Here is a 12,481-nt window from a genome sequence, read left to right as displayed (position 1 = left end):
TCATTAAATAAAACGGTTAAAGCGTCAGTCAATTTATACACCTCTTCCTTTTTTAAAAGGTCTTAGCTAGCTAGATATACGAGTAAAAAAAACTATTCTACTCAGACAATTTCACTGATTGCTTAGCAATCTCCAATTCTTCGTTTGTAGGAATCACTAGTATTTTAACCCTAGAAGAAGCTTGGCTAATATCTCTAATTTCTTTAGATCTGATACTATTCTTTTCTCCATCCAGTTCAATACCTAAATACTCTAAATTGGTGCTAACCAATTTTCTCATTACATCAGAATTCTCTCCAATTCCGGCTGTAAATACAATGGCATCCAAACCATTCATCACGGCTGTATATGAACCTATAAACTTTTTAATACGATACGCATTCATTTCTAAAGCTTTCTGGCAATTGACATCTCCTTTTTCCGCATTAGATTCAATATCACGTAAATCACTGTATCCTGTTAAGCCGAGCATACCACTTTCTTTTTGTAATAAAGAGTTTACTTGATCTGGTGAATACCCCAAAGACTTAATCATATAAAAAATTACCGCTGGATCAATATCGCCAGATCGAGTTCCCATAATCAATCCATTCATAGGTGCAAATCCTAGGCTATGGTCAACACTCTTTCCATTTTTTATAGCTGTCATACTACATCCATTACCTAAATGAATTGTAATTATCTTAGAGCTTTGTTCTCCTAAAAACTCAATCGCTTTTTCTGAAACATATTTATGACTGGTACCATGAAAACCATATACTCTAATGTTATGATCTTCTAAAAATGTCTTTGGTATTGCATATTTATATGACTGAGCGGGAATTGTTTGATGAAAAGCTGTATCAAATACAGCTACTTGTTTAGCCTCATGAAAAATCTCTTCCGAAACTAAAATACCTTGTAAATTCGCTGGGTTATGTAATGGAGCTAGTGCAGAGAGTTTTTCTATCTCTTGCTTTACTTTCTCATTAATCTCTACTGTCTCAGCAAATGCACTTCCTCCGTGAACAACTCTATGACCAACAATATCAATATCGTGCACTGATTCTATTACACCAATTTTAGGATCTAATAAATATTCTGCTACTAACTCCAAACCTTCTTTATGATCAGCTATTCTTATGATATTTTTAATATCCTTATTGATTGTTTTATAATTGACCTTAGCATCTTCTAATCCTATTCGTTCTATCAATCCTGAACAAAGCACTTCCTCTGAGGGCATGCTAAATAATTGAAATTTAATCGAAGAACTCCCTGAGTTTAATACTAATACTTGCATCGTTATATATTATATTTTTTTATAATCCTTGCGCCTGAATTGCAGTAATAATCACTGTGTTATAGACATCATCTACAGTACAACCTCTACTTAAATCATTTACCGGCTTCTTTAACCCCTGCAACATAGGACCAATTGCTAATGCTCCCGTTTCTCTCTGCACAGCCTTATAGGTATTGTTCCCAGTATTAAGATCAGGAAATATCAAGACACTAGCTTGCCCAGCAACTTCAGAGTCTGGAAGCTTGCTCTTACCTACTCGCATATCTACTGCGGCATCATACTGTATGGGTCCTTCAATCTTAAGTTCTGGATGTTTTTCTTTCACTATTCTAGTCGCCTCTCTAACTGTCTCTACATCTTCACCTTTACCAGATGTACCAGAAGAATATGATAACATTGCTACTTTAGGTTCTATACCAAATGCAGCAGCTGATTGTGCTGAAGAAATTGTAATTTCTGCTAGTTGTTCTGCATTTGGATTCGGATTGATGGCGCAATCTCCAAACACAGAAACTCTATCATCCAAACACATAAAAAACACAGAAGACACAACTTTTACACCTGGTTTGGTTTTAATAAATTGTAATGCTGGCCTAATCGTATGCTGGGTCGTATGAACCGCTCCAGAAACCATTCCATCAGCGTGACCTTTATAAATCATCATGGTTCCAAAATAAGATACATCTGCCATCATATCCCTAGCCATATCCATATTCACATTCTTATGCTTTCGCAATTCATAAAATGTTTTTGCATAATCATCAAAATGCGGAGATTTTGTCGGTGACACGATGTTTACTTTACTAAAATCAATAGGAATATCTAACTTAGTAGCCTTACTTTTTATTTTCTTTTCTTCACCGATAAGTGTAATATCTACTACATTAGACGCTTGTAATCTAAATGTTGCTCTTAGAATTCTTTCGTCTGATCCTTCGGGTAAAACAATGTGTTTTTTATGTTTCAACGCTCGTTTTAAGAGATTATACTGAAACATGCTTGGAGTCAAACTATCAGATTCAAAAGTAATTAAAGGATCTACTAAACCATCTGCATCCACATACTGTTCGAATGTGCTAATCGAAGTGTTTATTTTTTGTAGGTTATCCGCGTATATTTTTGATCTAATAGCGCCTATCTTATTCGTAATCGAAAAAGTTCCTTGTGGGACTGATACAATTGGCACTGAAAGAGATACACCTTCTATTAATTTAAGGATTGGCTCCTCTGGTATGATTCCTCCTGTAAGAATAATACCAGATATTTTCGGATAGTTATCTGATATATTAGCTTGTAAAACCCCTAAAATAATATCAGCACGATCCCCAGGAGTAATTACTAAACTATTTTCCTTAAGATGTGTAAGATAATTACGTAATTGCATTGCACCAACACCAAAGCTTCCTGCCTGATTGTTTAGAAACTCTTTTCCGAAGAGAACGTTCCCATCTAATTCTTTTACTATCTCTCTGATTGTAGGATTAATTAAAGAGCCAATTTTAGGTATAATAATTTGTGTTACACCTTCTTCAAATTCCTCTGCTAGTTTTTCTGTTAGTTCTTTTTCACAACCATTAACAACTTTATTTGCAACCACTGCAACCACTTCCGCATCTTTACTAGTAAAAGTATCGTATGCTAGTTTGAGATTTCCGGCTATTTCTTCTTTTGTCTTATCTACACCACTAGCTACAATAATAGATGGAATTCCTAAGTTTTTTGCAATGATTATATTTATATCAAATTCGATGATACTACCTTCATCAGAAAAATCTGTTCCTTCTACCAGAATAAAATCGAATTTTTCTTCTAGATTTTTATATTTCTCTATAATGCCATCTATAATTGCTCCAGGCCTACCTTGATTGTACTTTTGGAGCACCTCACTTCTGGTAAAAGCATAGGTGTTTTTGAAGTTGATATCTAATTCAAAATGCGATATTACGGTATTAATATGGTTGTCTATTTCCCCTTCTTTAGGATCATCAATAATAGGTCTGAAGTATCCAACTCTAGCTACCTTTCCCAGTAACATTCTCATTAACCCTAAAACAACAATAGATTTACCACTATTAGGTTCAATAGTAGCAATATAAACAGCTTTACTCATGTATATAAATTTGGTAGTACAAAGATATGGCAATCGTGTTAAAATAATACACGGTAATATAACAAGAAATAGTTATTCTATTAAGATCAAAAAACATTAATCTTTTTATTTTCGTATAAACAAAAAATAGGATCAGTAAAATACTGATCCTCTTATAAACAATTGATATTTTTAATTACTCAAAGCCCATATTTTAAACCTACCTTACAGTTTAATTAAAATAAAAAATATCTATAAAATTCCAGATCCCGCTTTACAATGATAAGTTCGACCTACTAATTTAAATGTGTCTTGCGGTTTTTCAAAATAGGATTTGCTTATTTAATTTATATCCTCGCCTTTCTGAAGTTTTTCTAACTCCCCCGATAATCTTCCTTTAAATCTTTCTGGGGCATTGCTCATCGCACTATTCATTGATTTAATTGCATTCTTATAGTCTCCTGTTGCTGCATATGCTCTTGCCAACCCGTAATTAGAAGGCCAGGCGCCATTATTATTCTTTACATTATTTTTTAGAATCTCTAGAGCTTTATCTTTTTGCCCTTGACCAATAAGACCATTTCCTAATTGAAATATCTGAGTAGCATTACCCATAGTTGCTGCCTTATCAACCATTGTCATTGCTTCCTGAGTCTTGCCTTGTTTTGCTAAGATTCGAGATTTCAGAGAAAGATTGGCAAATGTTTCTTTACTGAAGAAATTACCGCTTATCGATCCATTTACCCATTCTAAAGCCTGATCCAGATCACCTGCATTAAATGCGTAGTTTGCAGCATTATCCCAGTTTGTTTGGGTAAATCCGGCATTACCTCTAAGATCATCTTTTATTCCTTTCATAACGATACCCGTTACGTCTACTTCTATTTTAAAAGGAATTTCCTTTTTCTCCCATCGCAAGGCCACAGTAGTTTTATCTGCTTCAAAAGAAGGGAATAAAAACATGAGTGTTTCTGTATATGGTACTTCTTTAGTTTTAACTTCTACACGCAATGCATCCTCTTTTTCATCATAAAAATAACTCCCCCAAGAGGTTGAATTTTTAGAAAATATAATCGTAGCGCCACCATCTTCTTTTAGTGCTATATGTAACCCATAAAGTCCAGCTTTTATATCCTTCCCTTCTACTTTTACGTCATGAGAAAATTCTATCGTTGTATTCTGGTTAGCTCCTGCCCTCCAAGGTGCGGCCGTAGATGTTCCAAATCCTAGATTATTATATCCATAGGGAACTAATTTTCCCCAAACTTCGCGTTCTTTTACACTTGGCCTTCCATAATCTATAGTAATATCTGTAATTCCTACTCTTTGCGTAACCTGAGCGCGTTGGCTAGCTTCAGGTGTTATGAGCTGAGCATTTAACTGGATTGTAAACAATATCATTGCACCAGCAACAAATGTCATCATTAGGTTGAATTGTTTCATCTGTAATTATTTTTACTTTTTTTAAAGGTCAGATGGAATTCACCAATAATGATTAAGAAAAGAATATACTTAACTATTATGGCGCATTTCATAACTGAATTGTTTGAATTTTTATTGAACTCTGTACGAAAGAAAAATCATACATTTCAAACAATATTAAGATGATATCCTCAATCCTAATGTTACCGTATTGTTAAAGTAAAAAAGTAAGTCCTAATAATTGTTAAATAGTTTATTCTTTTAACAGCTGGTTAACAAAACCTTCGAATTCCTTCTTAAAGTCTGTGTATTTCTGACCAGTTGCCGGACCATTAAAACCTGTATGAATTTTACGCACTTTTCCTTTTTTGTCTATGAAAATTGTAGTAGGATAAGACAATATATGATTAAGCATTGGGAGTTTTTCCTGAGCTTTTTCTTTATTAGATGTTCCATATTGCGCTAAAAGAATAGGATATTCTACTTTTAATTTAGAACGTAATCTCTCAATGGATTTAAATGCTTTTTCCGAAGTTTTAGCATATTCAAATGCCAATGCTACAAATTCGATATCCTTATCCTTGTTTTTATTGTAATAGTCTACATAATATTTGGTTTCATCCATGCAATTAGGACACCAAGTTCCCATAACCTGAACCATGGTAACTTTATTTTTGAAACGATCATCTTCAAGGGAAACCTGATTTCCGTTCGCATCAGGAAAACTAAACGCTAGTTTCTCGTATCCTTCTTTGATAAAAGTAAGTGAATCTGCAGAAGGTAGTTCATATACTTCGTTACGTTTTGCTGTAAAAGGCTCTTTCCAATGATTACCTGAATAAAAATGACCATTCATTGTGCTATCAGTAACCTCTGCAGTAAAAAGAAATGCATGAGCCCCATCAAATGCTGATAATTCTAGTTTGTCATTATTAAGTACTCCTTCTAAAAATCGATAATCGCCAGTTGTCGTCCGGAAAGTTCCAGTTACAATGTTGCCATTTTGTTTAAAAATCCCTTTAGCAATGTAACGGTCTTCTGGATTATCCTGACTAAAAACTGACTCCCAATTCCCTTGAACATTAGCTATAGGTTTTGAAACAATTTCAAATCTATCTTTTACTCCAAACGTTCCTTTAAAAGGAACAATTCTGTCGAGACTCTCTTTAATAAAGCTTCCAGAGAGCGTCATAGAATCTTGGAACTTTGCCGCTATATATCCTTCAAAAACAGGAAATTTAATAAAAATAGAATCCCCTTCGATCCTTACCTCATCTACATCTATGGTTTCTTCTGCATTAAAAATTCTCAAAGTTTGATCGTCAAAAACTTCGAATAGAAAAGGTAATTCCTTATCATCTTGTACTTTTAATGATGCTTTCCAAAGACCACTTTTGAAGAAAAATTCATTGTTTGATTTCTCTTCTTTACAAGAAAATAACACGAATGTAACTACAAGTAAGATTATGTATTTTTTCATAAATATGTGTGAATATAAAAACTGTCTAGTAAGATCGCTAAATCTTAGTAGACAGTTTTTGTTTTTATTAATGTGTTTTTATAGTTCGTAAAAATCAGTTAGTTATTACCTCTTTTAGAAGGAGTTTTCTTTTTTGTTTTATTAGCTTCAATAATTGCTGCTATTCTAGCGTCTCTTTTCTTCGCTGCCTGTTCAGCTGTAATGTTTCCTTTTCCGCTTTCTTTAGACTTTCTAGCAGTCAATGCTCTAGCTTCCTTTTCTTTCTTGGAATATAATTTAGCCGTCTCAGAGGTATTTACTATGTTAGTATTTTTTCCTTTTGTTTGTACCTTAGTCCTAGCTATTGACTTGGACTTCACCGAATTTGGCAGATATTGTTCTGGTGCATTCGTATTCGTTTGTTGGGCCGTAACTACTTGGCTTCCCAACACTAAGGAAAAAAACAGAAATAAAATTAATTTAAATGACTTCATTGGGGACTACTTTTAACTCAATATAGTCAAAATTACTGAATATTCTTGGTAAACTGTTATTATTAGAGGTTAAAATTCTAGTATAGTGAGAAAAATGTTAGCTTCAAATGTTCAAAACATATCTTCCTTATTTTAAATTAAATTTTGATTTTAAAATTATATATGGCCAAGTTCTAGTTTGTCAACTTTACTCAAAGTAGTATCTTTACCGACTAATTTCAGAATCATCATTAATGAAAATTTCATATAACTGGCTGAAGCAATTTATAAAGCTAGATTGGGAGGCGGAAAAAGCCGGAGAATTACTTACTGATTTAGGGCTTGAAGTAGAAGGAATAGAAACCTATCAAAGTGTAAAAGGAGGTTTAGAAGGTGTTATTGTTGGGCAAGTAATTAGCTGTGTACAACATTCCAATGCAGATAAACTAAAAGTTACAAGAGTAGATTTAGGCAATGGCGAGCCGGTGCAAATAGTTTGTGGTGCACCTAATGTAGCTGAGGGTCAAAAAGTGCCTGTCGCAACTATCGGAACAAAATTATATGATGAAAATGGTGAAGAATGGAAGATCAAAAAAGGTAAAATCCGTGGAGAAGAAAGCCATGGAATGATCTGTGCCGAAGATGAATTAGGTCTTGGCAAAAGTCATGACGGGATTATGATTCTTGATAAAGATATCGCCGTTGGTACACCGGCAGCTGATATTTTTGATATCGAAAATGATCACGTATTCGAAATAGGACTAACTCCTAACCGCGCAGACGCTATGAGTCATTGGGGTACTGCTCGTGATCTAAAAGCTGGTTTACAACAAAAGGATCTTAGTCTGGAGCTAATTACTCCATCTGTTAGTAATTTTAAAGTTGATAATCGATTACACAAATTCGATATCGATGTAAAAAATCCTGAATTAGCACCAAGATATTGTGGTGTTACAATATCTGGATTGAAAGTAACAGAATCTCCTTCTTGGTTACAGCATCGGTTAAAAGCTATAGGTATTGCACCAAAAAACAATGTAGTAGATGTTACCAATTATGTCTTACACGAACTTGGGCAACCTTTGCACGCATTTGATGCTCATTATATCGAAGGAAATAAAATTGAGGTAAAAACCTTAAAAGCTGGTACCAAGTTTATAACATTAGACGAAGTAGAACGTGAATTACACGAAGAAGATTTAATGATTTGTGATGCTAAAAAACCACTGTGTATCGCAGGAGTTTTCGGAGGGATTAACTCCGGAGTTACAGAAAATACTACTTCGGTTTTCTTAGAAAGTGCTTATTTTAATCCGGTAAGCGTTCGTAAAACTGCAAAACGTCACGGACTAAATACAGATGCGTCATTTAGATTTGAAAGAGGTATTGATCCTAACGCTACTGAATATGCCTTAAAAAGAGCCGCGTTGCTTATACAAGAATTAGCTGGTGGAGATATTACGAGTGATATTATTGATCTATACCCTAAAAAAACGGAAGATTTTCAAGTGTTTTTATCTTTTGCAAATACCGCAAAACTAATTGGGGAAGAACTCCCTCAAGAAACTATCAAAAGTATTTTGAGTTCTTTAGAGATTAAGGTAAATAATATAACCGAAAGTGGTCTTGGGCTAACCATTCCTGCTTATCGTAATGATGTTCAGAGAGAAGCAGATGTTATCGAAGAAATTCTTCGTGTATACGGATACAACAATATTCAATTTACTCAAAAATTAAACGCATCTATTTCTAATATCGATAAGTTTTCCGACCATAACATACAAAACACAATTTCTAACCAATTGGTTGGACAAGGTTTTAATGAAATGTTGGCTAACTCATTGACAGCTCCTGATTATATTTCATTATCAGAGCAATTAAAAGAAGAAAATAATGTGGAGATGCTAAATCCATTAAGTAATGATCTTGCGGTTATGCGACAATCTTTATTATTTTCTGGTTTGGAAGCTGTTTCCTATAACATCAATAGAAAACGTTCTGATCTTTCCTTTTTCGAATTTGGAAAAACATATCATAATTACGAAAGCGGAAGAATCGAAAATAAACATTTGAGCTTACTAATTACTGGAAATAAGACTAAGGAAAGCTGGAAAGTAACTCAGGCAAATAGTGATTTCTTTTATCTAAAGGGTGTCGTCGGAACTATATTAGGTCGTTTGGGAATCAAAATATCTAAAACATCTCCAATAAAAAATGACCTTTTTGCTGAAGGTGTTTCTTATAGTTTGGGCAAATCAAAGTTGGTAGAATTTGGGATCGTTAGAAAATCTGTTTTAAAACACTTTTCAATTTCTCAAGAAGTATTGTATGCCGATTTCAATTGGGATAACATATTGGAATTCGCAAGAAGAACTAAGATTAAATTCACTGACATTCCTAAGTTTCCGGAAGTAAGAAGAGACTTTGCTTTACTATTGGACAATACAGTAACTTTTGAAGAAATTCATACGATTGCAAAACAAACGGAAAAGCAACTACTAAAAGACATCAACTTATTTGATGTATATGAAGGTAAGAACTTACCTGAAGGCAAGAAATCGTATGCGGTAAGTTTTACATTGCAAGATGATCATAAAACACTAACAGATAAACAAATTGATAAGATCATGAATAAGCTTCAGTATAATTTTGAAAACAAATTAGGAGCTGAATTGAGATAAAAAAGTAATCTTCTTATAGATATTTTAAAAAATGCCTTTGAAATTTTCAAAGGCATTTTTTATGAAAGAAAACATATCTTTAACCTCAAAACCCCTATAAAAATAATAAATGACAGATAGGTGACACCTAAATGGCGTAACAAAGACCGAGCGCTATCCATAGCTTTGTCTTGTACAAAAAAAACAAAAACATGGAACATCAATCAATTTCAAAAAATCTATTGTATCAACGTAAATTAAAAGGATACACACAGGAAGAGTTATCAGATAGAACAAAGGTTGGGATACGAACCATCCAACGAATAGAAAAGGGAGAAGTAAATCCGCATTTACAAACAGTAAAACTATTAGCTACTGCATTAGATATCGAAGTAGATGATCTTCTTCCATTAGACAACCCTAAAGAAGAAACGATACAACAAAAATGGTTATTACTATTACATGCAACTCCTATACTTGGATTCGTAATTCCGTTATGTAACATTCTGTTGCCCATATTTCTTTGGATACATAAAAGAGAAGATAATAAAATCTATGACCGTCATGGGAGATTGATCATCAATTTTCAAATCACGATGACCATTTTATTTATTCTTTCATTTATAGCGTTAGTCACGTTACCGGGTCTAGGTTTTTTTCTATTCATAGCTGTTATTCCTTATAGCATTATTGTGATCGTAGTAAACATTATCTCTGTATTAAACTCTAAAAAGTGTTATTACCCCTTATCTATTCCTTTTCTGAGGAAAAATAAGACCGCAAAATACATAGGAATTCTTGCTACAATAATTTCTCTAAGCTCAATTAGCTGTTCCACTAACACATCAGAACATATAGTTAGATTAGACCGCTCTACTATCACAAAAGATTCTTTAACATCGAAAATAGAACAATTAGTTACCGATGCAAATGTACATGGTATGGCAGTTACTGTTTTTAATAAAAATAAGGCCGTTTACAAAAAAGTATTTGGATACAAAAATTACAAACAAAAGCAGTTATTAACAGACGTCACGAACTTTTATGGAGCATCTTTTAGTAAAGCGGTTTTTTCTGTCCTGGTAATGAAACTTGTAGAAGAAGGAGTTATTGATCTAGATACTCCATTAGAATCTTACCTTCCCAAAAAAATATATGAATACGAACCAAAAACCAGATGGCACGATGATTTTTCTGCTTTAAAAACAGATTCATTATATCATAAAATAACTGCTCGTATGTGTTTAGCACATACTACTGGATTTCATAATTATAGATGGTACGAATCTGACCAAAAGCTAAGAGTTAATTTCGAACCAGGCAGTCGTTACAGCTATTCTGGAGAAGGTTTCATTTATCTACAAGTAGTTCTCGAAAAATTATTAGGAAAAGGACTTGAAGAAATAGCGCAAGAAAAATTATTTAAACCATTAGAAATGAATCACTCTAGTTATCAGTGGAATGAAACATTTGAAAATGATTTTGCATATGGTCATACTGTTGAAGGAAATCTTTTTAAAAAAGACAAAGATAATGAGCCTAGAGGTGGTGGCACTCTAGAAACAACTTCTGGAGATTATACAAAATTTATTGAAGCTGTCTTACAAAGTGAAATTATTTCTAAAGATTCCTGGAACGAAATCTTCAAGCCGCAAATAAGAATCAGAACATTGGCGCAATTTGGTCCATTATCCTATAAAGAAGGATCGCTTAATGACAATATACAGCTTAGCTATGGATTAGGATGGGGAGTGTTGAAATCTCCTTATGGAATTGGAGTTTTTAAAGAAGGACATGGCGATGGTTTTCAGAACTACTCGATTGTATTTCCAGAAGCAGAAAAGGGAATTATGATTATGGCTAATAGTGATAATGGAGAAAGTATTTTTAAAGAATTATTGGAGGTTGCATTAGGAGATAAATACACCCCTTGGAAATGGCAAAACTATATACCTTACAATGTCCAGAAGAAATCTTTATCAAAAAATTAAAAACTTATAACTTCTTCTAAACTGATACCTCTTTCTTATGACAAAAACATGTATAACCTATTCATATTCAACAGTTGTTAAAAAGACATAATTCTTGTAATACCGATCGTAAATACTTAATTTAGTGATGCTAAAGAAAGAAAAATGATGATTCCTAAAACCAATATCGAAAAAAAGTTAACTCAACTACGCGATAAGCAATTTGACCCGGGAAGTTGGGAATTACAAGTTCAAGCTATTTTTAAAGAGGAAAACAAAAAGAATGATCGCATTATTAATACATTAGAAAACGGTGTTCCTGCAACAGAAAACCATTTTATTTTTGATTCCTTAAAAAGTGCTAACATCTATCACATTGATCAGATTAAAAAAATCTGTATAGATTACAGATTACGCTTTTTGGATTCTAAATATTTCAAAGGCAAACTTCCTGAGGAAGCGGTGTCTAAAGTAAAAGATTTAGAGAAAATCCATCAAATAGAATTAAAGGGTTTTAAGATTATTGCTCCGTCTAAACTATTTAAGCTAGCTAATGCAGATGATCCTTTACTTTTTGCTCCGATGGGGAATGACTACTACTATCTAATTCATAAATGGGGAGATGATCTCCATCCATTTCGCAAATTGATGATGTGGTTTTTTAAGAGTTTTGAAAATTTATTAATTCTCACTTTTTTAGTGAGTCTTTTAATTACCTTTATGGTCCCGCAAGGATTGTTTAGTAAAGAAAGTAATACCTCGGAATTTATAATGATATTTCTCTTTATGTTCAAATCTGTAGCGGCAGTTGTGCTGTTCTACGGGTTTGCTTTAGGTAAAAACTTTAATACTGCTATCTGGGATAGTAAATATTTTAACGCTTAACAACAATATATGTTTCCTGAAAGTGAATACGAAAGAGTGTATACCGGTAGTCTAATTAATATCCAATTTTTACAAAATCTGCTTCAGGATAGCGGTATTAATTCTATAACAAGAGATGATATGAAATCAGGTATGGCTGCTGGTTTTGGTGGTGGAATACCAGATCATATTCAGCTCTTTGTAAAAAAAACAGATATAGAAGAAGCGATTCCAATTATAGAAAAAAGTTTATCATAAT

At 33.3% G+C, this 12,481-nt stretch carries 9 protein-coding genes; 4 read left to right on the top strand and 5 right to left on the bottom strand.

What is annotated here, in order from left to right; all coding sequences use genetic code 11:
- Positions 1-97: 97 nt before the first annotated feature.
- From D1818_RS23695 to D1818_RS23675, 5 genes are all read right to left on the bottom strand, one after another.
- Positions 98-1,282: an acetate/propionate family kinase gene (locus D1818_RS23695; RefSeq protein WP_118462541.1), complete on the bottom strand. Its 1,185-nt coding sequence runs from the start codon at positions 1,280-1,282 to the stop codon at positions 98-100.
- A gap of 19 nt (positions 1,283-1,301) precedes the next feature.
- Positions 1,302-3,395, bottom strand: coding sequence for a phosphate acetyltransferase (pta, locus tag D1818_RS23690; RefSeq protein ID WP_118462539.1), 2,094 nt, complete (start codon positions 3,393-3,395; stop codon positions 1,302-1,304).
- 321 nt (positions 3,396-3,716) lie between these two features.
- The gene (locus D1818_RS23685; RefSeq protein ID WP_233558666.1) at positions 3,717-4,817 is read right to left on the bottom strand and encodes a DUF2911 domain-containing protein; all 1,101 of its coding nucleotides are present in this window, start codon (positions 4,815-4,817) and stop codon (positions 3,717-3,719) included.
- A 232-nt stretch (positions 4,818-5,049) separates the two neighbouring features.
- Positions 5,050-6,276, bottom strand: a complete 1,227-nt coding sequence (locus D1818_RS23680) for a peroxiredoxin (RefSeq protein ID WP_118462537.1) — start codon at positions 6,274-6,276, stop codon at positions 5,050-5,052.
- Between the two features lie 98 nt (positions 6,277-6,374).
- A complete protein-coding gene (locus D1818_RS23675) occupies positions 6,375-6,749 on the bottom strand; it encodes a hypothetical protein (protein ID WP_118462535.1) in 375 nt (124 codons plus the stop codon).
- A gap of 233 nt (positions 6,750-6,982) precedes the next feature.
- On the opposite strand from D1818_RS23675, the gene pheT reads away from it, so the two are divergent.
- The 4 genes from pheT (at position 6,983) to D1818_RS23655 (ending at position 12,480) form a co-directional block, all read left to right on the top strand.
- Positions 6,983-9,409, top strand: a complete 2,427-nt coding sequence (gene pheT, locus D1818_RS23670) for a phenylalanine--tRNA ligase subunit beta (RefSeq protein WP_118462533.1) — start codon at positions 6,983-6,985, stop codon at positions 9,407-9,409.
- Positions 9,410-9,600: 191 nt separating this feature from the next.
- Positions 9,601-11,379, top strand: coding sequence for a serine hydrolase (locus D1818_RS23665; protein WP_118462531.1), 1,779 nt, complete (start codon positions 9,601-9,603; stop codon positions 11,377-11,379).
- Positions 11,380-11,523: 144 nt separating this feature from the next.
- Positions 11,524-12,243: a hypothetical protein gene (locus tag D1818_RS23660; RefSeq protein WP_118462529.1), complete on the top strand. Its 720-nt coding sequence runs from the start codon at positions 11,524-11,526 to the stop codon at positions 12,241-12,243.
- A 9-nt stretch (positions 12,244-12,252) separates the two neighbouring features.
- Positions 12,253-12,480, top strand: a complete 228-nt coding sequence (locus D1818_RS23655) for a putative signal transducing protein (RefSeq protein WP_118462527.1) — start codon at positions 12,253-12,255, stop codon at positions 12,478-12,480.
- Position 12,481: the final 1 nt, after the last annotated feature.

It is taken from the genome of Aquimarina sp. BL5, from assembly GCF_003443675.1.
Lineage (GTDB): Bacteria > Bacteroidota > Bacteroidia > Flavobacteriales > Flavobacteriaceae > Aquimarina.
This window is presented reverse-complemented; position numbering and strand designations above follow the sequence as displayed.